The 25323-nt window shown below is 58.6% G+C and carries 26 protein-coding genes, 1 other RNA gene and 2 pseudogenes; 20 read left to right on the top strand and 9 right to left on the bottom strand.

Annotation, left to right across the window (positions count from 1 at the left end):
- Positions 1 to 29 precede the first annotated feature (29 nt).
- Positions 30 to 590 (bottom strand): twin-arginine translocation pathway signal protein, encoded by a 561-nt coding sequence (locus DWQ09_17225; protein ID KAA3626418.1) that lies wholly within the window; start codon positions 588 to 590, stop codon positions 30 to 32.
- A gap of 723 nt (positions 591 to 1313) precedes the next feature.
- Between DWQ09_17225 and DWQ09_17220 the strand changes: the two genes are divergently transcribed.
- From DWQ09_17220 to DWQ09_17210, 3 genes are all read left to right on the top strand, one after another.
- Positions 1314 to 1463, top strand: coding sequence for a lmo0937 family membrane protein (locus tag DWQ09_17220; GenBank protein KAA3626417.1), 150 nt, complete (start codon positions 1314 to 1316; stop codon positions 1461 to 1463).
- Positions 1464 to 1727: 264 nt separating this feature from the next.
- Positions 1728 to 2027 carry a DUF1840 domain-containing protein gene (locus DWQ09_17215; protein KAA3626416.1) on the top strand — a complete coding sequence of 100 codons (300 nt, stop codon included), beginning with the start codon at positions 1728 to 1730 and terminating at the stop codon, positions 2025 to 2027.
- 81 nt (positions 2028 to 2108) lie between these two features.
- Positions 2109 to 2396: a coiled coil domain-containing protein gene (locus DWQ09_17210; protein ID KAA3626415.1), complete on the top strand. Its 288-nt coding sequence runs from the start codon at positions 2109 to 2111 to the stop codon at positions 2394 to 2396.
- Here the strand turns inward: DWQ09_17210 and DWQ09_17205 are convergent.
- Positions 2393 to 2758 (bottom strand): hypothetical protein, encoded by a 366-nt coding sequence (locus tag DWQ09_17205; protein ID KAA3626414.1) that lies wholly within the window; start codon positions 2756 to 2758, stop codon positions 2393 to 2395. The two genes, DWQ09_17210 and DWQ09_17205, sit on opposite strands and share 4 nt — an antisense overlap.
- 46 nt (positions 2759 to 2804) lie before the next feature.
- Positions 2805 to 3456 (bottom strand): annotated as a pseudogene (locus tag DWQ09_17200) (Crp/Fnr family transcriptional regulator).
- Positions 3457 to 3960: 504 nt separating this feature from the next.
- On the opposite strand from DWQ09_17200, the gene DWQ09_17195 reads away from it, so the two are divergent.
- Together DWQ09_17195 and DWQ09_17190 are read left to right on the top strand one after the other, a co-directional pair.
- On the top strand, positions 3961 to 4185 hold the full coding sequence (locus DWQ09_17195) for a glycine zipper 2TM domain-containing protein (protein KAA3626435.1): 225 nt from the start codon (positions 3961 to 3963) through the stop codon (positions 4183 to 4185).
- 108 nt (positions 4186 to 4293) lie between these two features.
- The gene (locus DWQ09_17190) at positions 4294 to 4506 is read left to right on the top strand and encodes a hypothetical protein (GenBank protein KAA3626413.1); all 213 of its coding nucleotides are present in this window, start codon (positions 4294 to 4296) and stop codon (positions 4504 to 4506) included.
- 236 nt (positions 4507 to 4742) lie between these two features.
- On the opposite strand, the pseudogene DWQ09_17185 reads toward DWQ09_17190, so the two are convergent.
- The 3 genes and pseudogenes from DWQ09_17185 to DWQ09_17175 form a co-directional block, all read right to left on the bottom strand.
- A pseudogene (locus DWQ09_17185) lies at positions 4743 to 5117 on the bottom strand (hypothetical protein).
- 73 nt (positions 5118 to 5190) lie between these two features.
- Positions 5191 to 5565, bottom strand: a transfer-messenger RNA (tmRNA) gene (gene ssrA, locus DWQ09_17180).
- 170 nt (positions 5566 to 5735) lie between these two features.
- The gene (locus DWQ09_17175) at positions 5736 to 6212 is read right to left on the bottom strand and encodes an SsrA-binding protein SmpB (GenBank protein ID KAA3626412.1); all 477 of its coding nucleotides are present in this window, start codon (positions 6210 to 6212) and stop codon (positions 5736 to 5738) included.
- Positions 6213 to 6480: 268 nt separating this feature from the next.
- Between DWQ09_17175 and DWQ09_17170 the strand changes: the two genes are divergently transcribed.
- Positions 6481 to 6918 carry a type II toxin-antitoxin system RatA family toxin gene (locus DWQ09_17170; GenBank protein KAA3626411.1) on the top strand — a complete coding sequence of 146 codons (438 nt, stop codon included), beginning with the start codon at positions 6481 to 6483 and terminating at the stop codon, positions 6916 to 6918.
- Positions 6905 to 7198, top strand: coding sequence for an RnfH family protein (locus DWQ09_17165; protein ID KAA3626410.1), 294 nt, complete (start codon positions 6905 to 6907; stop codon positions 7196 to 7198). The genes DWQ09_17170 and DWQ09_17165 overlap by 14 nt, the downstream gene beginning before the upstream one ends.
- A gap of 16 nt (positions 7199 to 7214) precedes the next feature.
- Here DWQ09_17165 and DWQ09_17160 read toward each other — a convergent pair whose 3' ends face one another.
- Positions 7215 to 7556, bottom strand: coding sequence for an outer membrane protein assembly factor BamE (locus tag DWQ09_17160; protein KAA3626409.1), 342 nt, complete (start codon positions 7554 to 7556; stop codon positions 7215 to 7217).
- 95 nt (positions 7557 to 7651) lie between these two features.
- On the opposite strand from DWQ09_17160, the gene DWQ09_17155 reads away from it, so the two are divergent.
- Entirely contained in the window at positions 7652 to 8080 is a 429-nt protein-coding gene (locus DWQ09_17155) for a ferric iron uptake transcriptional regulator (protein KAA3626408.1), read from the top strand.
- Positions 8081 to 8118: 38 nt separating this feature from the next.
- Here DWQ09_17155 and DWQ09_17150 read toward each other — a convergent pair whose 3' ends face one another.
- Complete coding sequence (locus DWQ09_17150; GenBank protein ID KAA3626407.1) at positions 8119 to 9789, bottom strand: DNA repair protein RecN; 1671 nt, start codon at positions 9787 to 9789, stop codon at positions 8119 to 8121.
- 284 nt (positions 9790 to 10073) lie between these two features.
- On the opposite strand from DWQ09_17150, the gene DWQ09_17145 reads away from it, so the two are divergent.
- From DWQ09_17145 to DWQ09_17110, 8 genes are all read left to right on the top strand, one after another.
- Positions 10074 to 11126: a heat-inducible transcriptional repressor HrcA gene (locus DWQ09_17145; protein KAA3626406.1), complete on the top strand. Its 1053-nt coding sequence runs from the start codon at positions 10074 to 10076 to the stop codon at positions 11124 to 11126.
- Positions 11127 to 11270: 144 nt separating this feature from the next.
- Positions 11271 to 11906, top strand: coding sequence for a nucleotide exchange factor GrpE (locus DWQ09_17140; protein ID KAA3626405.1), 636 nt, complete (start codon positions 11271 to 11273; stop codon positions 11904 to 11906).
- A 102-nt stretch (positions 11907 to 12008) separates the two neighbouring features.
- Complete coding sequence (locus DWQ09_17135) at positions 12009 to 13937, top strand: molecular chaperone DnaK (GenBank protein KAA3626404.1); 1929 nt, start codon at positions 12009 to 12011, stop codon at positions 13935 to 13937.
- 129 nt (positions 13938 to 14066) lie between these two features.
- Positions 14067 to 15194 carry a molecular chaperone DnaJ gene (gene dnaJ / locus DWQ09_17130; GenBank protein KAA3626403.1) on the top strand — a complete coding sequence of 376 codons (1128 nt, stop codon included), beginning with the start codon at positions 14067 to 14069 and terminating at the stop codon, positions 15192 to 15194.
- Between the two features lie 55 nt (positions 15195 to 15249).
- A complete protein-coding gene (locus DWQ09_17125) occupies positions 15250 to 16056 on the top strand; it encodes a 4-hydroxy-tetrahydrodipicolinate reductase (protein ID KAA3626402.1) in 807 nt (268 codons plus the stop codon).
- Positions 16057 to 16222: 166 nt separating this feature from the next.
- A complete protein-coding gene (locus DWQ09_17120) occupies positions 16223 to 17374 on the top strand; it encodes a carbamoyl-phosphate synthase small subunit (protein KAA3626401.1) in 1152 nt (383 codons plus the stop codon).
- A 60-nt stretch (positions 17375 to 17434) separates the two neighbouring features.
- Entirely contained in the window at positions 17435 to 20656 is a 3222-nt protein-coding gene (locus tag DWQ09_17115) for a carbamoyl-phosphate synthase large subunit (GenBank protein KAA3626400.1), read from the top strand.
- On the top strand, positions 20653 to 21129 hold the full coding sequence (locus DWQ09_17110) for a transcription elongation factor GreA (GenBank protein KAA3626399.1): 477 nt from the start codon (positions 20653 to 20655) through the stop codon (positions 21127 to 21129). The genes DWQ09_17115 and DWQ09_17110 overlap by 4 nt, the downstream gene beginning before the upstream one ends.
- Positions 21130 to 21139: 10 nt before the next feature.
- Here DWQ09_17110 and yhbY read toward each other — a convergent pair whose 3' ends face one another.
- Positions 21140 to 21454 carry a ribosome assembly RNA-binding protein YhbY gene (gene yhbY / locus DWQ09_17105; GenBank protein ID KAA3626398.1) on the bottom strand — a complete coding sequence of 105 codons (315 nt, stop codon included), beginning with the start codon at positions 21452 to 21454 and terminating at the stop codon, positions 21140 to 21142.
- Between yhbY and DWQ09_17100 the strand changes: the two genes are divergently transcribed.
- From DWQ09_17100 to folP, 4 genes are all read left to right on the top strand, one after another.
- On the top strand, positions 21453 to 21731 hold the full coding sequence (locus DWQ09_17100; GenBank protein ID KAA3626397.1) for a hypothetical protein: 279 nt from the start codon (positions 21453 to 21455) through the stop codon (positions 21729 to 21731). The genes yhbY and DWQ09_17100 overlap by 2 nt on opposite strands.
- A gap of 5 nt (positions 21732 to 21736) precedes the next feature.
- Entirely contained in the window at positions 21737 to 22363 is a 627-nt protein-coding gene (locus tag DWQ09_17095; protein KAA3626396.1) for a 23S rRNA (uridine(2552)-2'-O)-methyltransferase RlmE, read from the top strand.
- 172 nt (positions 22364 to 22535) lie between these two features.
- On the top strand, positions 22536 to 24446 hold the full coding sequence (locus DWQ09_17090; GenBank protein ID KAA3626395.1) for an ATP-dependent zinc metalloprotease FtsH: 1911 nt from the start codon (positions 22536 to 22538) through the stop codon (positions 24444 to 24446).
- Entirely contained in the window at positions 24446 to 25318 is an 873-nt protein-coding gene (folP, locus tag DWQ09_17085) for a dihydropteroate synthase (protein ID KAA3626394.1), read from the top strand. The genes DWQ09_17090 and folP overlap by 1 nt, the downstream gene beginning before the upstream one ends.
- Positions 25319 to 25323 lie beyond the last annotated feature (5 nt).

Genomic DNA, 25323 nt, shown 5'->3' with positions numbered 1-25323 from the left:
GACACGTGAGGTGCCGGTCCCGATCGGGTTTATCGTTTGATTCGGGAAATTTTCGTTCCTTCAATGCTGAGGCCGGCCATTAAGCCTTGCTGGCTGAAGACAAAGGCATAAGCGTCATCCTTCAGCGCGGATGTCGAAAGATTCTTCGCGACGCCTTTATCGACCACGACAATGGTTGGGCCGACGCCAATTTCCCAGCCCTTTGTCTCTTCGATATATTTAACGGCCTTGTCCGACATCAGGAATACGGCATACCCGTACGATTGGGCGCCGATTTGCAAGCCCCAGGATCCAGTGACTGAGTTGTAGTAGTCGATGACTTTCGAGTTCTTTATCAACACGCCTTCACCGTAACTGCCGCCGAATACGAGGCCGGCTTTAACCATATTCGGAAACACAAGTACGGCCTTGGCAGTGCGCGACAAGGTCTCGGCAACAGGCTCGGCTTTATAGAGGGTCTGCAAGGCCTGGTGCGAATCCTTATCCAGGTCCTCCGCGGTCGCCGCGATTGCCGGATTCATTACACTCATCGCGGCGATGGATGCCGTTGCGAGCACAAGCGCGAGCAGATTGGTTCGTTTACTGTGCATTTCAATACTTCCTCTGGTTTGGGGCATCGTTCGGATAGTGAGCGGCGGAGTACCTGGTCGAGCATCCCGAATTCTGCGGTCTGGGCTTAGCTATACATTCAACACGCTCAACAAAAGCGGTCGTCGTTTGAATGCGAGTTATATCGCGCTGCAATTTGAGGCTAATCGAATTGCCAACCCTGATCTGTACGCTTTCGTACATAGCAAGACGGTAAGCGGCGCTCGAACATGCTGCCATGCCGCGATCGTACGTTGCTCAACCGCATATAGCTTCACGTGTCGCAACAAGCGGAGGGCCGATCGCGGTTTTGGGGCGGCGGATGATCAAGTAAGCATACTCCAGCGGATTTCAAACGATTATGACGGAGATATTCCAGGGTCCGTCGGATCGGGAACTTGAGCCGCGGCGGTGAATGTCGAAAAATTCGTACGCTGTAGATCCGAATATATGTCGAATCTGAGGTGTTGGGCTTTCCTCCGAGGGATGGCCGGCCGGCGTTCCAATACCTTGGCAGATCCTCGGTAATCGTATGTTCGCAAACGCACAGACGAAACATCGCTTCGTGACCATCATGAAAATCGTGTGTGAGTTCAGGCAATGCATACTGCCGTCAAACCCCATCGGTCGCATCAGGATCGATCGAGCGGCGGGCAGCACGGCCCGATTCGAAGATTGTTAATCGCTGTCCGCTGATTGCATTGTGGACTTAGAGGACTTTGGCCATGCTTGAAACTATCGCAATTGTCTTGCTTATCCTTTGGCTACTGGGTTTGGTTTCCTCGTATACGATGGGTGGATTTATTCATATTCTTCTGGTGCTCGCCGTTGTTATCGTAGTGCTTCGTCTCATTCAGGGGCGCCGGCTCGTCTAATCTAACGGGTTCTGTGCTTAGTGGGCGCCGACTGACAAGATGAGGTTGCTGCCGTGAAACCGGATGTGTGTATCGTTGCGACCAATTGGCGTGCTGTAAGAACGCGAGGCGCATCAATATCGCGTAAGTACATAGTGATCGTGCTTGGCGTACCGATTTTGGCGCACGGAATCCTCTGCAAAATAAGTTTTTTGGTTGGCCCAGGACGTAACAGCGAGCTTTGTTACTGCCTATACCAAAAACGAATCTAGAGAGGGAGTGATCATGCTGGTAACCTTTTCGTGTCCTGCCTACGCGGGCATCACGATGTTCGGTGACGTGGCGGTCCAGCTGCTTAAGATGATGGGGCACAGCGGGACGGTACCCAGCGCGCTTGTGGCCGCGATTGTGCCGACGGCACTCGAACGGCTTGAGGCCGCGGTCGCGGCAGCGGGGCAGTCGCCTGCACCGCTAGAAACCCCTCAAGCAGAAGACGAAGAACCCGCGGTTAGTCTGGGTCACCGCGCCTTGCCGCTGATCAAATTGCTCAAGGCGGCGGCGAAAGCCGAGTGCAACGTGATGTAGAACAGCAGCAAATAATCCGGCCGCCGCGTGTGACAGTTATTCCAGTTCCCGGCTGCCGAACAATGGAAGGACAATGACAAGATGGATAAAGAGTTGTACCAGCGGAAGATGCAGGCCCATCTGGATGAGTGGAAGGCAGACGTCGATAAGCTCAGGGCCAGGGTGTCGAGGGCCAGTGCAGACACGCAACTGAAGATGAACGAGCAGATTAAGGAGCTTGACAGTAAGATCGCGGAAGGCAAGGTGAAGGTATCGGAACTTTCCGGGGCCAGCGAAGACGCCTGGGAGTCAATCAGGGAGGGCGTGGAATCTGCCTGGGATTCGTTGAAGTCTGCGGTTAGTGAAGCTACCGCGAAATTCAAGGACTAGCAGCCGCCTGATATCCGCTTACCCTTACCCATCATCCGGGCGTAGCTCGCTTTGTCGGCCGCGTAGCACCCGCAGGACGCGGTCTCCAGGCTGTCGTGGTCGAGAATCCTGATATCCCCGCGGCTATAGCGGATCAGTTTGCGATTTTGCAGCGCAGTGGCGGACTTGGTAACACCGACGCGGCGTACGCCCAGCATGTAGTCCAGAAGTTCGTGCATGACATGAAACGCATCCGAGTGTGCCCGGTTCTGCGTCATCAGCAGCCAACGGGCGAGACGTGCCTCCACGACATGGAAGTGCGTGCAGGCGGCGTTTTGCGCGAGTTGGCTCTGCATCACATAGAGGTAACGTTCAGCTCCCATTTCAACGCAAGTTTCTGTTCGAGTTAGCGCCGAAACGGCGCAGCGTTCATGCGCAGCGCCTGGCCAGCACCCTGCACCACGGGGCGTAGCGGTGACACATCCACCCCGGGTATGAGGGAACTCCCGATGATGCCTTCATCGCCGAGGACTCCAGACCGGGACGGTCGAGCACGGTGGATCTTGCCCCGTTTGTAGTGAATCAACCCGTCGTGCTGCAATTGGCCAGCGGCCTCGGTGACACCCTTGCGATGTACCCCGAGCTTGTTGGCGATCAACTCCTGGGTCATGGTCAACTCGTTCGAGGGCTGTCGATCCAGGCTGAGCAACAGCCAGCGGCACAGCTGCTGATCCACGCTGTAGTGCCGGTTTTCACACCGCCGTCTGAGCCATCTGGGTCAGCAGTGCCTGGGTGTAGCGCAGCAACAACGCTGGATCGAGCCTGCGTGATAGAAGGCGTCCTTCAGTAATTGTCCTTTGAGGCGATAGGCGTGCCCGGCACTCTGCACCATAGCCCGGCTGCTCGTCGTTTCACCGCCCATGAACACCGAGATGCCGACGATACCCTTGTTACCGACCATGGCGATCTCGGCCGATGCCCCGTCCTCCATTACGTGGAGCAGAGACACGATGCAGGTGGTGGGGAAATAGACGTGGCGCATCGGCATGCCAGGTTCGCTTACCGATTCGCACGGCGGCATCGGAACCAGTTCCAGAAGGGGGGAACAGGCTTGCGCTTTGCTCCGCGGGCAGGACAGCGGGCAGATGATTCTGACGGGGATCGGCTGACAGGGCATGAAGACCGGGCATGGGCAATCTCCCTATAGTTGACAACTCTCGATCAGGGTCGACGGCAGGTGCCACCAGCGCACCGTTCATGCGGCTGTCGTGTAGCCATTAATAGAATTCTACCCGCCTCCGGCAGCACCGCCAAAGGGTTGCGATTCGGGCGCATCGACGCGTGACGCTGTGGTAGGGCCGGCAATGTGCGGCAACAGACAGACGGGGACAAGGGCTGCGCGTAGTTTCACACCAACGGACCCGACCGAGCGCACCGCTTCCACAGGTAACGGAAGTCACTGTTCGAAGGCGGTGCCTACGCAGCCGGCGCAAACAGCGTTGGTCCGACGCGCGGACTGCGGACTGCGGACTGCCGTCGGCAGGCCCATCACAACTGGAGAATTATGATGAAAAGGTTCTACCCCATGCAGGCGATACAGCGGACTGCGTTCAGTGCGGTTGCAATAGCACTGCTATTCGGCTTGGGTGGTTGTTCCGGCATGTCGACACAGGACAAGAACACCGCGATCGGCGCCGGCGTCGGTGCCGTCGGAGGCTCTGTGCTTACCGGGGGCAGCACGCTCGGCACCGTCGGCGGTGCAGCCGTGGGCGGCATCATCGGCCGCAAAGTCAACGACGACGACGAATGACGAACGCCGTGCGATGCAATGGCCTGCCAGGTTGTTGCATCGCAGTCACCTGCTACCGAGCAGGTTAGGCCATACCTGTAAAATGCAAATCACCTGGAGACGATTGTCATGATCAAGAAGTTTATCGGGACGGTCAGTGCCGTCGTGGTCACGAGTGCGCTGTTGGCAGGGGCAATGCTGGCAACCCTGTCAGGCTGCGAGCAGCAGGGCCCAGCGGAAGCGGCCGGTGAGAAGATCGACAACGTAGTGGAAAAGGCCGGTGAGAAGATAGAAAAAGCCGGCGATAGCATCCGCGACGCGACGACGCCCAGCAACAATTAGGCGGCGGTGCACCGCGGTGACCCAATTCTAGACACCAATCTAATGCATTGGTCATCGTGCAGGAAGATAGCTTGACGCGGCCGTTGGCCTTGGTCGTACCACCCCCCACCACCCGGCCGCACTAGAAGGTCTCACCCAGTGTCTTGCAGATTGCCTTGGTCTGCCAATTCCTGGTGTCCCTGTTTAGGTTCAGGGCACCAGCAGGTTGTGTGGCCAGGACAGTGGCCCGGATTCCGTTGTCGCTGTTGCGCTGTAGATTTACCGTTGCGCGGGGTGAGGGGGAGGTAGTCGCGGAGTATGAGGGCCGTATATTCGCTCTTGTCGGTGCGCAGGTATTGAGATCTGGGTTGGAAGGTTGAGCGCCTGCCGATTGCAGGGGGTGCGGGTGAAACCGGGAGTGTGCCGTGGACGGACAATGTGCGTTCCAGTGACATTTCCGGCCCCTACGGTAGGCAACACAAAATCCAGCAGGCCCTTCTCCGTATTACTGATGGAGACGGCCAGCTGACGGTTTTCATTGCGGTGTTTGCGAGTGAGTGAGATGGTGGCTTTTCGTCGATGAGGCCGGCGGTATAAGCCGTTTCCGGTGGGCTTAACGGCTTCACGTCCACGGTGGGGTCCGGTGATTCCGTATACCTTGCACGGGAATAAAAAAACCCCTGACAGGAAGCCAGGGGTTTGTACTGGTGGAGGCGGCGGGAATCGAACCCGCGTCCGCAAGCTCTCCGCCTTCGGCTCTACATGCTTATCCCAATCTATTGATTTAACCGCCAGCTACCCGATGGGCAGGGAAAACTGACGGCGAGTCCCTAAGGTTTTAGCGGATCGGCTCGGGACAAGCTTCACCGCGATCTTGTGAGAATCGACGCCTGAGTGTCCCGAAGGACTCCGGACGCACAAGCACGGCCCCGGTCAGACGGCACTCTACCGGGGTTTAAGCGGCGAGTGCGTAGTTGTCGTTGTTGGCAACTATAAGGTTTGCAGCTGGATTAACGAGGTTGTCTGCGCCTCGGCATGCACCTAAGGTTTTGCAACCCACGTCGAAACCAGGTCGCCCCCAAAGTTCTATACAGGATAGAGAGTCTAACCCACCGAGAAGTTCCCTACCACGGTTGTACTCTTTCAAGATGATATTGACGCATTCAGCGTTCCTGTGGTGTTTCGCCGCGAGGCGCCTCGCGCTGGAGCCACGAGCGACCGGCACAGCTCGCGGGGGATTTAGGTAGGTTCTAGTGACTCTTGAGCAGACGCCGTTTTTCGCGCTGCCAGTCGCGATCTTTCTCCGTAGCGCGTTTGTCGTGCTGTTTCTTGCCCTTGGCGAGCCCGATTTCGAGCTTGGCGCGCCCACGCTTCCAGTAGAGGGCCAGCGGGACCAGGGTGTAGCCCTTGCGCTCCACCGCACCGATGAGGGTGTCGAGCTCGTTGCGATGAAGGAGTATTTTGCGGGTTCGCAGCGGGTCGGGATGGATGTGTGTGGACGCCGTCGGCAGGGGTGAGATGTGCGAACCAAAGAGCCACGCCTCGTTGTCACGCACCAGGACATAGCTCTCTTTCAGCTGAACCCGGCCGGCGCGCAGGCTCTTGACCTCCCAGCCTTCCAGAGCCAGACCGGCCTCGAACCGCTCCTCGATGAAGAAGTCATGACGGGCCTTTTTGTTGAGGGCGATGGTGGCGCTTCCAGAGGGCTTATTTTTTTTAATGGTCATTGGGCTATTATAAAAAATTTGCCGAGCGGCGCTGGTGAATTTAAGGTTTGCGTCGAACGAAAGAGTGGATCGGCAACGTATCATGCCAGCAGCCGTCGTTGACGGGTGGGTATGCGTGTCAGCCGATGAGCTTGAATATTTGGATAACGCGACCCTCTGATGCGATTTACCGTGGTCGTTCGGAATCCCGTGGGAAGAGTCTCGCGGGGCAGTGCTCCGAGCAAGGGAGGGGTGTGAGAGAGCTTCAGCGATTGGAGGCGTGCAACGAGTGCCGGTGGTACGACGCAGTTCTTTGGTTCCCTATAGTGCGGAGCAAATGTTCGATCTGGTCAACGATGTTGACTCCTATGCCCTGTTCTTGCCGTGGTGTACGGGGAGCCGGATACTGAGCCGACACGGTGACGAGATTCGGGCATCGGTAGACCTGGCCCGCGGGGGCATCCGCAAGACATTTACCACCTGTAACCGGATTCAGCATGGCAAGATGATCGAAATCCGGCTCGTCGAGGGTCCATTCCGACTTCTGGAGGGATTCTGGCGTTTTGACGGCCTGGCGGAGCGGCGAACGCGGATATCGTTGGATCTGGAGTTTGAGTTCTCCACCCGGCTCATCCAATTCGCGTTTGGACCGGTCTTTCATCAAATGGCCAACTCACTGGTCGACGCTTTTTGCAAGAGGGCGCACGAGGTTTATGACAACGCATGAGTTCATTACGGTGGAAGTGGTTTACGCGTCGCCTGACAATTCCATCATTCTGCCCGTCAAGTTGCCGGATGAATCGACGGTGCAGCAGGCCATCGAAGCGAGCGGTATTATCGGGCGCGTGCCGGAAATAGATCTGCAGGAGAACAAGGTCGGGATTTACGGCAAGGTCTGCAAGCTCGATCACAAACTGCGCAATGGGGACCGAATCGAGATCTACCGGCCGCTGATTGCCGATCCCAAATCGGCGCGCAAGAAAAAGACCAACGCCGGCGAGGTGTGACCCGGACGCGATTACCTCAACTTTTGGGCGTTGACCCCTGGAAGGGGCGGCGCTCCAACCGGTCAACCCGGTCGCCCGTGAAGTAGATGGAAAGACTCTCCAGCTTCGTTTCGCCCCGCCCGGGTTTCAGGTAATAGACGTAATCCCAGCGATTGGCATGGAAGGTGTCGGTGATGGCAGGGCTGCCGAGCAGAAACCGGACCTGGCGTTTGTCCATGCCCACTTGAAGCTTCTCCACCGCCGCTTCCTCGATGATGTTCCCCTGCTGGACATCGATCCGATGCACCCAGGATTCGCAGCCGGCCAGCATCAATCCAAGGATCACCGCTGCGATTGTGGAAGGGGAAACGATTTTCATTTAAGGTTGCCTGAGGATGGAATACCTTTAGGGTGCAGGATAATAACGAACTTGCTGTGCGTTGAATACGGGCATTTAACGAAGAGGATGGTGCGTTGGAAGGCGAAGACATCCGCAATGCCGGCTTGAAGGTGACGCAGCCCCGTCTGCGGATCCTGGATATGTTCGAATCCAGCCCGGCACGCCATATGGGTGCCGAAGAGGTCTATCGCAACCTGCTGGAGGATGGGCACGACATCGGATTGGCGACCGTTTATCGGGTGCTGACCCAGTTCGAGGCGGCAGGGCTGTTGACCCGCCACCACTTTGAGAGTGGCCATGCCGTCTACGAACTGACCCAGAGCAAGCACCACGACCATATCGTTTGCGTTCGCTGTGGTCGCGTTGACGAGTTTCGCAACGACGAGATCGAGAAGCTGCAGCGTTCCATTGCCGAGAAGGCCGGGTACGAGATCACCGACCACGTGCTCTATATCTACGGGCTTTGCTCCCCGTGCAGGCAGAAGGAAACCAGTGCGAAATGAAATCCGGCGTGGCCGCCGGAAGCGGGTGATTCCCCGGACTACTGCCAGCGTTCCATCATTTCGCGGGCATGGGCTTGCGTCTGAGCTGTGATCTCCGCGCCTCCCATCATGCGCGCCAACTCCTGCACCCGTTCGTCGTCTGCCAACAGCCGGATCGCGGTTCTGGTGCTGTTTCCGTCGATTCTCTTGCTGACGGCGTAGTGGTGATGGCCCTGCGCCGCGACCTGTGGAAGATGAGTAATACAGAGGATCTGGCGGCTGTCACCCAGTTGACGCATCAATGCACCCACCGTTTCGGCGACACTGCCACCGATACCGACGTCGACCTCGTCGAATATCAACGTGGGAATCAGGGCATTGCGCGTGGTAACCACCTGTACAGCCAGGCTGATGCGCGACAATTCACCGCCTGATGCCACCTTGTTGAGGGGGCGCAGTGGCTGACCTGGATTGGCGCTGACCAGGAATTCGACCTGATCCCAGCCTTGTGGCGAGGGTGTTCCCTCATTGATCGGCTCAAGCGCGATGTCAAACTGCCCACCCGACATCGCCAGCCCCTGCATGTAGTCGCTGACAGCGGCTGCCAGCTCCACGGCCGAGCGCCGGCGGGAGTCGCGCAGCGCCAGGGCGGCTTCGCGATAGGCGGCGCTCGCCTGTTCCAGTTCCCGATGCAGCTCTGAACGACGGCTATCGGCCTGGTTCAGGCCCTGTTGCTCGGTCAGCAGGTTCTCGAGGAGGCCGGGGAGTGCTTCCGCCTTGATGCGGTGCTTGCGCGACAGTTCAGAAATTTTCGCCAAACGTTCATCGATCCAGTTCAGCCGCTCCGGATCGAGTTCGATGTGACTGACGGTATCGCGCAGGTTGCGCACCGCTTCCTGAACCTGAATGGCGCAGTCACTCAGCAGGCCGTAGGTTTCCTGCAGAAGAGGGTGCAACGCGCTGTAGGGCTCCAGACTGTGCAGCGTTTGATTGAGGGCGGAAACGATATTCTGCTCATCGGCCTCGAAAAGCATCTCCTGCGCCCGTCCACAGGCACTCAGCAGCCCCTCCGCGTTGGCCAGACGGCCGTGCTCGGCTTCCAGCTCCGCGAGTTCGCCGTCGTTGAGAGCGAGCTCTTCCAATTCGCGGATCTGGTAGGCCAGCAGATCCCTTCGCGCAGCCCGGTCGGCGTCGGAGCGTTCCAGGGCGTCAAGCTCGTCACGCACTCTTCCCCAGGAGTGGGCAATTGTGGCCACTTGCGCGCGTAATTCGCCGTTACCCGCGTAGGCATCCAGGAGTTCCCGCTGCAGGGTACGCTGCAATAGCGACTGGTGCTCGTGCTGCCCATGAATGTCTACCAGCCGATCACCCAGCGCCTTGAGCTGCAGGAGCGTTACGGGACGACCGTTGATCCAGGCCTTGGAACGACCTTGAGTGGAGATGACGCGCCGAATGTGGCACTCGTCGTTCTCGGCGAGTTCCTCCTCTGCCAGCCACCGCTGTGCATCGTGCGCCAGCATGAGGTCGAAGCTGCCGATCACTTCCGCCTGTTCGCTGGTGGGGCTGATTACACTCGTGTCCGCGCGCTCTCCCAGGACCAGACCCAAGGCATCGATGACGATTGATTTGCCCGCGCCGGTCTCCCCGGTAATGACGCTCATGCCGGACTGAAAATCGAGCTCCAGGCGATCAACGATGACGAAATCGCGAATCTGTAGGTGTGTGAGCATCTATCGTTGGTGTTGTTGTGACCTGGTCCATGTTAATTGCTAAGAGCAATAGATTGCGTGCACTTGATTTGCCCTCTCGCAGGTATCGTTACGTGCCTTTCTTGCGCCGCGTTTTCCTGAAATTCCAACAGCTTGGGGGTGGAGTAGTCGATGACCGGTGCGGATCGGCGCTCACGTTATCACGCCCGATTGGCGGCGCCAAGCAACCTTGACGATTAGCACTCTGTAACATAGAGTGCCAGAGGAAACAAAATTGTCTCGCAGCAGATCATCCGATGTGATTCATGGCGGAAACCGATAGCCAGCAAACCCTACCCGAGCGTGGACAGCACCTTCTAAAGGTGTTGGTCGAGCGATTTATCGCCGATGGCGAACCCGTGGGGTCGAGAACCCTGGCCCGCGACAGTGGCCTCGAACTCAGTCCTGCCACCATCCGCAATGTGATCGCTGATCTCGAGGATCTGGGTTTGGTCGCCTCCCCGCACACATCAGCGGGCCGTGTGCCCACGGTAAAGGGTTACCGGATGTTCATCGACACCCTGCTCACTGTAAGCCCGTTGAGACGCAAGGAAATCCAGAAGTTGCGCACCGAGTTGCGCCTGAACACCGAACCCCAGGAGTTGTTGGGGCACGCCTCGAGTGTTCTATCGGAACTGACGAAAATGGCGGGTGTTGTAACCCTGCCGCGACGCGATCATATGGTGTTGCGCCAAGTGGAGTTCCTCTCGCTGTCCGGCAACCGGGTGTTGGTGATCCTGGTCTCCAAGGATGGCGAGGTGCAGAACCGGGTAATCCAGACCAATCGCTCCTACACCCGCTCACAGCTCGAGCAGGCCGCCAATTACATCAGCCAGCACGGTAAAGGCCTGGAACTGGAGGTGCTGCGCAACCGGCTGGTCAACGAGATGGATGCACTGCGGCAGAGCGTCACCCTGGAGATGCAGGCGGTGGTTGAGATGGCTGAGAAGACCTTCACGTCCGGGGATGACGAGCAAGCCGACTATGTCATGAGCGGTCAGACCAACCTGATGGGATTTGCGGAGCTTTCAAGTGTCGATCGCCTGCGCAGTCTGTTCGACGCCTTCGGGCAGAAGCGTGATCTGCTGCACCTGTTCGACCAGTGCCTGGAGGCCAAGGGTGTACAGATCTTCATCGGTGAAGAGTCAGGGTACAGCGTTCTCGATCAATGCAGTGTCGTCACTGCCCCTTATCGGGTAAGCGGGGAGACTGTGGGAGTCCTGGGTATAATCGGCCCGACGCGCATGGCCTACCACCGTGTAATCCCTATGGTCGATGTTACGGCTCGATTGCTTACAGCAGCCTTGAATCAGCGTTGAACACCCCCATTTGACCGAGAGGGTCAGCCGGCTGGCTGATCCCGCAGCGGGATTGCGCCGGCGCAAAGGTCGGGTGCGAGTGCTCTCGCCCGGGCCTGAATATTTTTCTTAAACAGCAAGTTAACAGCGGAGCTTGGGTTACAGATGGCAGATAAATCGACGCGAGTAGAAGAAGCGCCGGAGATCAAGGCCGCGCAGGATGCGGGGACAGGTCCGCAGGCTGAGTCGGTAGAGGCGACCGGCAACATGAACCCGACATCGGGAGGGGATGAACTGCAGCTCCTGCGCAGCCAGTTGAGTGCCGCGGAGGCCAAAGCGAGCGAGAACTGGGATCAGCTCTTGCGCACCAAGGCCGAAATGGACAATCTGCGCCGCCGCACGGAGCGCGAGCTGGAGAGTGCCCATAAATACGCCCTCGATCGGATGGCACAGGAGATATTGCCGGTAATCGATAGCCTGGAGGCGGGTCTGGGCGCGGCAAAAGCGGAGGGTGCCTCCGTCGAAAAGATTGTCGAAGGTACTGAATTGACACTGAAAATGCTGTTCAATGCGCTGGAGAAATTCGGCATTCAGGCGGTCGATCCGGAAGGAGAACGTTTCAATCCGGATTTTCATCAGGCGATGACCACGCAGCCAGCCAATCATGTCGAACCCAACACGGTGCTGACGGTTTTTCAGAAAGGGTATCTGCTCAATGACCGGTTGCTACGTCCCGCGCTGGTTTTAGTCTCCTCGGGCGCGGCCCAGGAGCCAGGATCCAAGGTGGACGAACGCGCTTGAAATAGCCGACAGCGCCCCCATCTACGCAACATGTGCCGGATTTGCCGGCGATTTTAAACATCCAACCCCGCCCTGCGGGAGAGACGAGCGGAGAGAGCAGTCATGGGTAAGATTATCGGTATAGACCTCGGGACCACCAACTCCTGCGTGGCTATCATGGAGGGCAACAAGCCACGCGTTATCGAAAACAGCGAGGGTGATCGCACCACGCCCTCCATCGTGGCCTACACCGATGATGGTGAGATCCTGGTCGGCCAGTCTGCAAAACGCCAGGCGGTGACCAACCCCAAGCACACCCTGTTTGCCATCAAGCGCCTGATCGGGCGTCGCTTCAAAGATGACGTCGTGCAGCGCGATATCAAAATGGTGCCCTACAAGATCATCGGCGCCGACAATGGTGACGCCTGGGTCGCTGTCAACGACAAGAAGATGGCGCCGCCGGAGATCTCTGCGCGCGTGCTGATGAAAATGAAGAAAACCGCCGAGGACTATCTCGGCGAGCCCGTCACCGAGGCGGTAATCACTGTCCCTGCCTACTTTAACGACTCCCAGCGTCAAGCCACCAAAGACGCCGGCAAGATCGCGGGTCTGGAGGTGAAGCGCATCATCAACGAGCCCACCGCCGCAGCCCTGGCCTACGGCATGGACAAGAAGCGCGGCGATACCAAGATCGCGGTCTACGACCTCGGTGGCGGCACGTTTGACATCTCGATCATCGAGATCGCCGAAGTGGATGGCGAGCACCAGTTCGAGGTGCTCTCCACCAACGGTGATACCTTCCTCGGCGGTGAGGATTTTGATCTGCGTATCATCGACTACCTGTCCGACGAATTTAAGAAAGACCAGGGTATCGATCTGCACAATGATCCGCTCGCGCTGCAACGTCTCAAGGAGGCTGCAGAAAAAGCCAAGATCGAGCTCTCCTCCAGCCAACAGACCGAGATCAATCTGCCCTACATCACGGCGGATCAGACCGGGCCCAAGCATCTCAACATCAAGATGACACGTGCCAAGTTGGAGTCGCTGGTTGAGGATCTGATCACCCGTACCATCGAACCGTGCAAGATCGCGCTCAAAGACGCAGGCCTGTCGGCCTCGGGAATCGACGATGTCATCCTCGTCGGCGGGCAGACCCGTATGCCCAAGGTCCAGGAGGCCGTCAAGAACTTCTTTGGTAAAGAGCCGCGCAAGGACGTTAACCCCGATGAGGCGGTAGCGGTCGGCGCGGCGATCCAGGGCGGTGTGCTGTCGGGCGACGTCAAGGATGTGCTGCTGCTGGATGTGACGCCGCTGTCGCTCGGTATTGAGACGCTGGGCGGTGTCATGACCAAGCTGATCGAGAAGAACACCACCATCCCGACCAAGGCCAATCAGGTCTTCTCGACAGCGGACGACAACCAAACGGCGGTAACCGTCCATGTCCTGCAGGGTGAGCGCGAGATCGCTTCGGGCAACAAATCGCTGGGCCGCTTCGACCTTGCCGACATCCCGCTGGCGCCGCGTGGCGTGCCGCAGATCGAGGTCACGTTCGATATCGACGCTAACGGTATTCTCAACGTGTCGGCCAAGGACAAAGCCACTGGCAAGCAACAGTCCATCGTCATCAAGGCCTCCAGCGGTCTCAACGATGACGAGGTCGAGCGCATGATCAAGGATGCCGAGGCGCACGCCGCTGAGGACAAGAAGGCGCGCGAGCTGGTGGATGCCCGCAATCAGGCGGACAACATGATTCACACCACCAATAAATCGCTGAAGGAACTGGGCGACAAGGTCGAAGCTGCCGAGAAGGCAGATATCGAGAAGGCTGTCGATGAACTCAAGGAGATCATGAAGGGCGACGATAAACAGGCCATCGAGGATAAGACGCAGGCATTGGCCGCTATTTCGGGCAAACTCGCCGAGCGCCTCTATGCCGACCAGGCCGAGGAGGCCACAGACAGTGGATCTTCGGCGGAAGGGCAGAGTGGTTCCGCCGGCAAGGACGATGTGGTAGATGCTGAGTTTGAAGAAGTCGAGGACGACCGAAAATAGATTGTAATCGCTCGACCCTTGAAACAATAAAGTGAAAGCGTGCAGGCGCAACCGCCTGCACGCTTTAGTCGTTTAAAGAGTGCGGACGGTACGCATGACCGTAAGTTCTCCATCAAGAACCAGAGAGTGATGTCGAAACGCGACTACTACGAAGTGCTGGGGGTTAACCGCAATGCCAGCGAAGCCGAGCTGAAAAAAGCCTACCGCCGCCTGGCGATGAAGCACCATCCTGACCGCAATCCCAATGACAATGTGGCGGAGGAGAGCTTCAAGGAGGCGAAAGAGGCGTATGAGGTGCTCTGCGATGCCCAGAAGCGCGCCGCTTATGACCAGTTCGGGCACGCCGGTGTCGATCCTGCCGCGGGCGGCCATGGTGGCGGGCCGAACTTCAGCGATATCTTCGGCGATGTGTTTGGCGATATCTTCGGCGGCGGTCGGGGGGGTGGCGGTGGCCAACGTGTCTATCGCGGGGCCGATCTACGCTACAACCTGGAACTGACGCTGGAGGACGCTGTCCGCGGTACCACGGTAAAGATCCGGGTGCCTACCCTGGTGCATTGTGATAGCTGCGGCGGCAGCGGCGCGAAGAAAGGCAGCAGCCCGACGACCTGTACCACCTGCGGCGGGCACGGTCAGGTGCGAATGCAACAAGGGTTTTTCGCTGTTCAACAAACCTGTCCACGGTGCAGGGGGCGGGGCACCATCATCAGCGATCCCTGCACATCGTGCCATGGCCAGGGACGCAAGCAGGAGCAGAAAACCCTCTCGGTTCGTGTACCGGCGGGCGTCGATACGGGCGACCGCATTCGCCTCGGCGGCGAGGGCGAAGCGGGCGAGAACGGAGGGCCTCCCGGTGATCTCTATGTCCATGTCGTGGTCAAGGAACACCCGATATTTACCCGCGAGGACAATCATCTCTACTGCGAGGTGCCGATCAGTTTCAGTACGGCGGTACTGGGCGGTGAGCTGGATGTGCCCACGCTGGACGGCAAGGTGGTTCTGAAGATTCCGGCGGAAACGCAGACGGGTAAACTGTTCCGGTTGCGTGGCAAGGGAGTTAAACCGGTTCGTGGTGGTGCGGTTGGCGACCTGCTTTGCAGAGTGCAGATTGAGACCCCGGTCCATCTGACCGCACGCCAAAAGGAGTTGCTGGAGGAGTTCGAGAAGTCCGTGGGCGAGAATGTAGACCGCCACAGTCCACGCGCAACATCCTGGCTGGATGGAGTTAAAAAGTTTATTGAAAACATAGGGTTTTGATGTTTATTTAATGTTGTTTGCACGCAACGATCGCAGGGCATAAGGACAAGCAAACGTGACCAGAATCGCTATCGCTGGTGCCGCCGGGCGTATGGGGCGCAGTCTAATCGAGGCGTGTCGTCAAACCGCTGGCCTGGAGCTGGGAGCGGCCCTCGAACGGCCCGGGTCCGCTGCCCTCGGCGTCGATGCCGGGGTGCTCGCCGGCGGCGAGGCGTTGGGCATCGAAGTGACCGATCGACTTGAAGATGTCGTCGACCGCTTCGATGTACTGATTGATTTCACGCTCCCCGAAGCGACCAGCACTCACCTCGCCGTGTGCCGCCGCGCCGGGCGGCAGATGGTGATCGGGACCACCGGACTCAATACCAGCCAGCGGGCCGAACTCGAGCAGGCGGCCGATTCAATCGGAATCGTGTTTGCCCCGAACATGAGCGTCGGTGTCAATCTCTGCTTCAAGCTCCTCGATCTCGCGGCAAGGGTGCTGGGTGAAGAGGTGGATATCGAGATTATCGAGGCGCACCATCGCCACAAAGTGGATGCCCCCTCGGGCACCGCACTGCGCATGGGCGAGATTGTCGCCCAAGCTCTAGGTCGCGATCTGGAGCAGTGCGCGGTTTACGGTCGCGAGGGGCGTTCCGGCGAACGCGAACGCAAGACGATCGGCTTCGAGACGATTCGCGCCGGCGACATCGTTGGCGATCACACTGTGCTTTTCGCTGGCGTTGGTGAGCGCGTCGAGATTACGCACAAGGCCTCGAGCCGTATGACTTTTGCAAAAGGCGCCATAAGAGCGGCTGGTTGGATCATGCAACAGCCGCACGGCCTGTACGATATGCAGGATGTGCTGGGATTGCGTGACTGAGCACCTCTCACGGAGGGAGAGTGGCCAGCCGTCGTGGACACTCGCTGCACACTTCCGGTAAAATCCCCGCGGTTTACCGAGCGTCATTCTTCGAGTTTTTAAAGGAACGGGAGGGGGCCAACGCCCCGTCCCGTTTTCTGCGCCTGAAAGTTTAAGGAGATCACCTTTGAGCGAGCCTGCCCTGTTGGCTTTGGAAGATGGGAGCCTCTTTCGCGGCCAATCGATTGGTGTCACAGGGCAAACCACCGGTGAGGTGGTCTTCAATACCGCTATCACGGGTTACCAGGAGATCCTCACCGATCCCTCCTACAGCCGGCAGATAGTCACTCTGACCTATCCCCACATCGGAAATGTGGGTACCAACAGTGCCGATGCGGAATCCGACGCCGTGCATGCCGCCGGTTTGGTGATTCGCGATCTGCCACCCCTGGCCAGCAGCTGGCGCAACGAACAATCGCTCGATGAATATCTGAAAGCGCATAATCTAATCGGTATCGCTGATATCGACACGCGACGTTTGACTCGCCTGCTGCGCGAAAAGGGGGCGCTCAGCGGCTGTATCATCGCGGGTGGGGATATTGATGAAAGCATTGCTCTGGAGGCGGCACGCAGTTTTCCTGGCCTCAAAGGGATGGATCTTGCCCGAGAGGTGACCACCCGCGAAACCTACGAGTGGGCGGAGGGTACCTGGGATCTGGATGCGGGTACGCCGCGTGAGTACGGTGATCTGCCACGCTATCGCGTGATTGCCTACGATTTCGGCGTCAAGCACAACATTCTGCGGATCCTGGTCGATCACGGGTGCCGGGTCACAGTGGTGCCCGCCACCACGCCGGCAGCCGATGTGCTGGCGATGAAGCCGGACGGGGTATTCCTCTCCAATGGGCCCGGCGATCCGGAGCCTTGCGACTACGCGATCACCGCCATCCGCGATATCGTTGAGGCGCGTATTCCCGTTTTTGGCATCTGCCTGGGTCATCAGTTGCTGGCGCTGGCCAGCGAGGCGCGTACCCTGAAGATGAAATTCGGCCACCATGGCGTCAATCACCCGGTGCTCGAGAACGCCAGCGGGCGCGTTATGATCAGCAGCCAGAATCACGGCTTCGCCGTCGACGAGCAGAGCCTGCCGGCCAATCTATGCGCCACTCATCGTTCCCTGTTCGATAATTCGCTGCAGGGTGTCGAACGTACCGATCGTCCCGCTTTCGGTTTTCAGGGTCATCCCGAGGCGAGCCCGGGACCGCATGACGTCGCGCACCTGTTCGAGCACTTTATCGCCCTGATGAATCACAAGGTCCAGGCCACCGGGACGCGATGAGTTCAAGTTGCCACCCGATTTCGACATTCCAAGCACAACCCTGAAGCTCGCAGCTAATCCATGCCTAAACGTACAGACATCAAGTGCATCCTGATCATCGGTGCCGGCCCCATCGTCATCGGCCAGGCCTGCGAGTTCGACTACTCCGGGGCGCAGGCGTGCAAGGCGCTGCGGGAGGAGGGCTACCGCGTCATCCTGGTGAACTCCAATCCGGCCACAATCATGACCGACCCGAACATGGCCGACGCCACCTACATCGAGCCGATAACCTGGCAGACGGTTGCGGCGGTTATCGAAAAGGAACGTCCCGATGCGTTGTTGCCGACCATGGGTGGGCAGACGGCGTTGAATTGCGCGCTCGATCTGGCGCGCGAAGGGGTGCTGGAAAAGTATGGCGTCGAGATGATTGGCGCGGATCGCGACGCCATCGACAAAGCGGAGGATCGCGAGCGGTTTCGCGAGGCGATGCGCAGCATCGGATTGGATACCCCGCGCTCGGCGATCGCCCACAGCATCGAGGTAGCGCTGCAGGTACAGGCGCAGATCGGTTTTCCCACCATCATTCGTCCTTCGTTCACACTGGGCGGCAGTGGCGGTGGCATCGCGTACAATCGTGAGGAATTCGTGGAGATTTGCGAGCGCGGACTCGACCTTTCGCCGACCAACGAGTTGCTGATCGAGGAATCGGTCCTGGGGTGGAAGGAATTCGAGATGGAAGTGGTGCGCGATCGCGCAGACAACTGCATCATCGTCTGCTCCATCGAGAATTTCGATCCGATGGGCGTGCATACGGGAGATTCCATCACCGTGGCACCGGCACAAACACTGACCGACAAGGAGTATCAGCGCCTGCGTGATGCTTCAATTGCAGTGCTTCGTGAAATCGGAGTCGATACCGGCGGCTCCAATGTTCAGTTCGCCATCAATCCCGACGACGGGCATATCGTCATCATCGAAATGAACCCGCGCGTTTCGCGCTCCTCGGCGCTCGCCTCGAAGGCCACCGGGTTCCCCATTGCGCGGGTCGCCGCCAAGCTGGCAGTCGGTTACACGCTCGACGAGTTGCGCAACGAGATTACCGAAGGTGCGACACCCGCATCGTTCGAACCCACCATTGATTACGTGGTAACCAAAATCCCGCGCTTTGCCTTCGAGAAGTTCCCACAGGCCGATCCACGCCTCACAACCCAGATGAAATCGGTCGGGGAGGTGATGGCCATCGGCCGCACGTTCCAGGAGTCGCTGCAGAAGGCGCTGCGGGGACTGGAAACCGGCATCGATGGACTGGATGAGATCATCGACGACGAGGTCGAGGATGTCATGGCGCGCATCCGACAGGAGTTGGGACAACCAGGTCCTGATCGCATCCGCTACCTTGGGGATGCTTTCCGCCACGGCATGAGCCGTGAAGAAATCTTTACGCTGAGTAAGATCGATCCCTGGTTTCTGGTGCAAATCGAAGCTCTGATAGCCCTCGAGACGAAGTTGAAGGGTCGTTCGCTCACCTCGATCAAAGAGCGGGAGCTGTTCCGCCTCAAGCGCAAGGGTTTTTCCGACCGGCGCCTGGCCAGGCTGATGGGGAGCACCGAGTTTGCGGTACGCGAGTGGCGTCATGCCATGAACGTACGCCCGGTTTTCAAGCGAGTCGATTCATGCGCCGCCGAGTTCGCCACCGCGACCGCGTACCTGTATTCCACCTATGAGGAGGAGTGCGAGGCCGAACCGACGCAGAGCAAGAAGATCATGGTGTTGGGTGGTGGACCGAATCGCATCGGCCAGGGCATCGAGTTCGATTACTGCTGCGTGCATGCCGCGTTCGCGATGGCCGAGGATGGTTATGAAACCATTATGATCAACTGCAATCCGGAGACCGTCTCGACGGATTACGATACCTCGGACCGCCTCTACTTCGAGCCGCTGACCCTTGAGGATGTTCTGGAGATCATCCATGTCGAACAGCCCATGGGCGTCATTGTTCAATACGGTGGCCAGACGCCTCTTAAACTGGCGCGCGAACTGGAGAAGGCGGGCGCTCCGATCATCGGCACCACGCCTGACTCTATCGATCTGGCCGAGGATCGCGAACGATTCCAGCAGCTGATCGAAAAGCTGGGTTTGCGTCAACCACCCAACCGCACGGCGCGTGATCCCGAGCAGGCAGTACTTCTGGCGCGCGAGATCGGCTACCCGCTGGTGGTGCGTCCCTCGTACGTCCTGGGAGGGCGGGCGATGGAGATCGTTTACAGCGAAGAGGATCTGCGCCGCTACATGCGCGAAGCGGTCAAAGTCTCCAACGATTCGCCGGTATTGCTCGATCGCTTTCTTGATGACGCCATTGAGGTGGATGTGGATGCAATCTGCGACGGTCAGCATGTGCTCATCGGCGGAATCATGGAACATATCGAACAGGCGGGCGTTCATTCGGGCGATTCGGCCTGTTCGTTGCCGCCGTATACCTTGAGCCAGGCGATTCAGGATCGCCTGCGCGAGCAAACCGCCCAGATGGCCCGCGAACTCGGTGTGGTAGGCCTGATGAACGTCCAGTTTGCGATTCAAGACGACGCGATCTACGTGCTGGAGGTCAATCCCCGCGCATCGCGAACCGTACCATTCGTCTCCAAGGCTTGCGGTTTACCGCTGGCCAAGATCGCCGCACGCTGCATGGCGGGGCGTACACTTGCCGAACAAGGTGCAACCAAGGAGCGCATCCCCAGCTACTATTCTGTCAAGGAGGCGGTTTTTCCCTTCAACAAGTTCCTCAAGGTCGATCCCCTGCTTGGCCCGGAGATGAAATCCACCGGTGAGGTGATGGGCGTTGGGAAAAGTTTCGGCGAAGCATTCGCCAAGGCTCTACTAGGCGGCGGGATGGGATTGCCGCATAGCGGTCGCGCGCTGATCAGTGTGCGCGATGCCGACAAGCCGGGTGCTGTTCGGGTCGCGCGCGAACTTGCGGAACTGGGATTCGGGCTGGTTGCCACAGGCGGCACCTGCACCGCGATTCAACAGGCAGGACTGGATTGTCAACGGGTAAACAAAGTCAAAGAGGGACGGCCGCATATCGTGGATATGATCAAAAACGGCGAGATCGATTTCATCATCAACACGACCGATGGCAAGCAGGCGATTGCCGATTCCTCGGAGATCCGGCGGGTTGTGTTGCATTTCAAGATTAGTTACACCACGACGCTCGCAGGAGCGCGCGCCACGGTGCAGGCGCTACGCGAGTCGAACCTGTCGAAAGTATACAGACTGCAGGATCTGCACCAGGGAGTTATGGAATGAACAAGATTCCTCTGACCGCCAAGGGCGCGGAACGTCTTCGAGAAGAGTTGCGACGGCGCAAGAGCGAGGATCGCCCGACAGTGATCAGGGCCATTGCCGATGCGCGCGCGCATGGCGATCTTAAAGAGAACGCCGAGTATCATGCCGCGCGCGAACAGCAGGGTTTTATCGAGGGGCGAATCCGTGAGCTGGAATCGTCACTGTCGCATGCGCAGATCATCGACGTAGCTCATCTGAACGCCAATGGCAAGGTGGTTTTTGGGGCGACCGTGGATCTGGTTGACGAAGATACCGGCGAGCAAATCAGCTACCAGATCGTCGGCGATCTGGAGGCAGATATCAAACACAATCGCATTTCGATCAGTTCCCCCATTGCGCGGGCCCTGATCGGTAAACACGAGGGCGACATTGCCGCTGTGAAAGCGCCTTCAGGAGTGAAGGAATTCGAGATCATCGGGGTTCGTTACGAGTAACCGGGTCGAATCAGCGGACAGCTTTGCCCGGGCCGGGCAGAATGATCTTGGGCTTGCTGGGGTGGCGGCGGAAGAACAGCGCTGTGTGGCCGATCGCGTGAACCAGTTCACAATCGAGTTGTTCGGCGATTCGCTCAATCATGGCGCGACGTTCTTGACGATCCGCGGCGTTGAGACGCATCTTGATCAGTTCGTGATGATTCAGGGCGCCATCCGCTTCTGCCAACACCGAATCGGACAATCCGGACTGTCCTACCATGACTACGGGTTTGAGATGATGACCCAATTGCCGCAGATGCCGTTTCTGATGCTCCGCTAACGCCATGTCCGAGCTGCCTGCAAAATCCGAAGAGTGCGCGAGTGTACCGCAACCGCCCATACGTTTCACCGTGATCCAGAGTCCGCTCAATCGGGTCAAACTTGAACTGGCCGGTGTACTGGCAATCGCTGTACCTCTCTATGTGTTGGTCGAGATTCTGCTGACCACGGGTTGGACACAGGTACTGGTGCTGGCCGGCTACGGCGCGGTTTCGGGGATATGGCTGGCACTGCGTGCGCGGCGTGTGGTCGCGGAGTCTGCCGATGCGCTATCCCGAGGCTGAACGGAGTGACTCAGCGCAAAAAGAGCCGACGGTGGCTGGATGAACATTTCTCCGACACCTTCGTCAAGCGCGCGCAGAAGGAAGGCGCGCGTTCGCGGGCCATCTATAAATTGGAGGAGATCGATACTCGTAATCGCTTGCTGAAGCCCGGGATGACGGTCGTCGATCTGGGGGCGGCACCCGGAGGATGGTCCGAGTATGCTGCACGGCGAGTGGGGGAGAGCGGGAAGGTGATAGCGCTGGACATCCTGCCGATGAACTCGATAGCCGACGTGACCGTGCTGCAGGGGGATTTTCGGGATGACGAAACGCTCACCCTGCTGCTCGAAACTCTGGGAAATCGCCCTGTAGACCTTGTACTTTCCGATATGGCCCCCAATCTAAGTGGGGTGAAGGTAACGGACCAGGCGCGCGCGATGCATCTGATCGAACTGGCATTGGCCCTGGCGCGGCAGGTACTGCGACCCGGGGGTGATCTTCTGGTGAAGCTATTCCAGGGGGAGGGTTCGGAGCAGTTTTTACGTGATTTGCGAAAAAACTTCGCTAAGGTATTGATTCGCAAACCACAAGCCTCTCGTTCACGCAGTGCAGAGGTCTATGTTTTGGCGAGGAACTATATTATAAAGAAGTGAACGGGCGCGGAGGATCGCTGGTAGTCTGGTGCTAATTCCTCCGGTTTCACTCAGGAACTAACAGTGGTGTGGTGCACCTAATCCTGAGCAGCTGATAAATCAACACCGGCTTAAGCCGGCAGTCTCTCCTCACACCGAGGCCGAGGTTGGAGGTAACGGAACCTTGAACGACATGGCAAAAAATCTGATTCTTTGGGTGATCATCGCCATCGTGCTGATGTCGGTCTTCAATAATTTTGGCAACCGCCCGACGGCCACCAACTCCATCGCCTATTCGGAGTTCCTCGCCGAAGTACGTCAAGGCAACGTTGAAAAAGTGGTGATCGAAGACAAAATCATCCACGGTGTATTCCGTTCAGGAGGCAAGTTCACCTCTTACAGTCCCAGCGACGACGGTCTGATCGGTGACCTGCTCAATGCGGGTGTTCAGATCGATGTGCGCGAGCCCCAGCAACAGGGCATCTTGATGCAGATTTTCATCTCCTGGTTCCCCATGCTGCTGCTGATTGGTGTCTGGATATTCTTCATGCGACAGATGCAGGGCGGTGCCGGCGGACGGGGTGCGATGTCGTTCGGCAAGAGCCGGGCGCGCATGCTGAGCGAAGATCAGGTAAAGGTCAACTTCAACGACGTTGCGGGTGTCGAAGAGGCCAAGGAGGAGGTCAGCGAGTTGGTGGATTTCCTTCGCGACCCGAGCAAGTTTCAGGCGCTGGGTGGTAAAATCCCCCGCGGCATACTGATGGTGGGAGCACCGGGTACGGGCAAGACGCTGTTGGCCAGGGCTATAGCCGGTGAGGCCAAAGTGCCGTTCTTTACCATTTCGGGATCCGACTTTGTGGAGATGTTCGTGGGTGTCGGCGCCTCGCGCGTACGCGATATGTTCGAACAGGCAAAAAAGCATGCGCCGTGCATCATCTTCATCGATGAGATTGACGCGGTCGGACGTCACCGCGGAGCGGGCCTGGGCGGCGGCCACGATGAGCGCGAACAGACCCTTAATCAGTTGCTGGTGGAGATGGATGGTTTCGAAGGCAATGAAGGGGTCATCGTCATTGCGGCAACCAACCGCCCCGATGTCCTGGATCCGGCGCTGTTGCGGCCGGGTCGTTTTGACCGCCAGGTCGTGGTGCCGTTGCCTGACGTACGTGGCCGTGAGCAGATCCTGAAGGTTCACATGCGCAAGGTGCCGGTCGCCGACGACGTCAATACCAGCGTCATCGCCCGCGGTACACCCGGTTTCTCGGGTGCCGATTTGGCCAATATCATCAACGAGGCCGCCCTGTTTGCCGCGCGTGGCAACAAGCGGCTGGTGGAGATGGATGATTTCGAGAAGGCCAAGGACAAGATCATGATGGGTGCTGAACGGCGCTCCATGGTGATGAGCGAGAAGGAGAAGCGGCTCACTGCGTATCACGAGTCCGGTCACGCCATCGTCGGCCGCCTGGTGCCTGATCATGATCCGGTGCACAAGGTCACCATCATTCCCCGCGGCCGGGCCCTGGGCGTCACCATGTTTCTCCCCGAGGAGGATCGCTATAGCCTGAGCAAGCAGCGCCTGGAGAGTCAGATCTCCAGCCTGTTCGGCGGCCGCGTGGCCGAGGAGTTGGTTTTTGGCTTCGAAAACGTCACGACGGGTGCCCAGAATGATATCCAGCGCGCTACCGAGATTGCCCGTAGCATGGTCACCAAATGGGGACTTTCGGAGCGCCTCGGCCCGCTGACCTACAGCGATGAGGAGGGTGAGGTGTTTCTGGGTCACTCGGTAACCAAGCATAAAGAGGTGTCGGATGAGACCTCGCATGCCATCGACGAGGAGATCCGCTCGGTCATCGACCGTAACTACGAGCGCGCCAACCGCATCCTCACTGAAAATCTGGATAAGCTGCATGCGATGGCGGAAGCGCTGATCAAGTATGAGACCATTGATTCCGATCAGATCAACGATGTCATGGCGGGTAAGGCTCCACGGCCGCCCAAGGATCTGCAGGAGCCCAATGAACCACCGCCGGATGCAGGTGCCGAAGCCGCTGATCGCAAAGAGAAACCAGAGGGCCCGATCGGAGGGCCGGCCAGCCAGCACTAATGAACCAGGAAACAGCGACAGGCGCCGGCATTGCCGGCGCCTTTTCCGTTCTGGACTGTGCGGGTCGATCGCTGGATCTGAACCGGCCACGGGTCATGGGCGTGGTCAACGTGACCCTCGATTCCTTTTCAGACGGTGGACGGTTCTATGATCCCCAAGCGGCGGTTGCGCAGGCGCTGGCGTTGGTGGAGGCGGGTGCGGCGATCCTTGATATTGGCGGTGAATCGACCCGCCCGGGGGCGACCGGGGTCGATGCAGCGGAAGAGATCGATCGTGTCGTGCCGCTCATCGAAGCGCTTCAAGGTCAATGCGATGTCCCGATTTCCATCGATACCAGCAAGCCGGACGTCATGAAAGCGGCGGTGGCCGCGGGAGCCGGTATGATCAACGATGTACGGGCCCTCGCCGAGCCTGAAGCCATGGCAATGGCGGCAGAGTGCGGGGTGCCGGTTTGCCTGATGCACATGCGGGGTGAGCCCCGCACCATGCAGCAGGCGCCGCATTATCATGACGTTGTGATGGAGGTGCGCGATTTCCTGGCCAAACGGGTGGCGGCCTGTGTTGCTGCTGGTATTCCAAGAGATCGCATCCTCATCGATCCGGGATTCGGTTTCGGTAAAAGTCTCGTCCACAACCTGCGGTTGTTGAAAGGGTTGCCGGCATTTCATGAGATGGGCCTGCCCATACTGGTGGGGTTGTCGCGCAAATCGATGATTGGCGCGATACTTGGCAGGCCGGTCGACGAACGGTTGATTGGCAGCATTGCGCTTGCCAGTCTCGCGGCGTGGTTGGGTGCGGCAGTGATCCGCGTCCACGACGTTCGGGAGACGGTGGACGCCATAAAGGTCGTCGCGGCGGTACAGGGCGTTTAGCGGAG

This window comes from Pseudomonadota bacterium (genome assembly GCA_008501635.1).
Classification (GTDB): domain Bacteria; phylum Pseudomonadota; class Gammaproteobacteria; order QQUJ01; family QQUJ01; genus QQUJ01.
The sequence above is the reverse complement of the archived record's forward strand: the minus strand, read 5'-3'. Positions and strand labels throughout refer to the sequence as shown.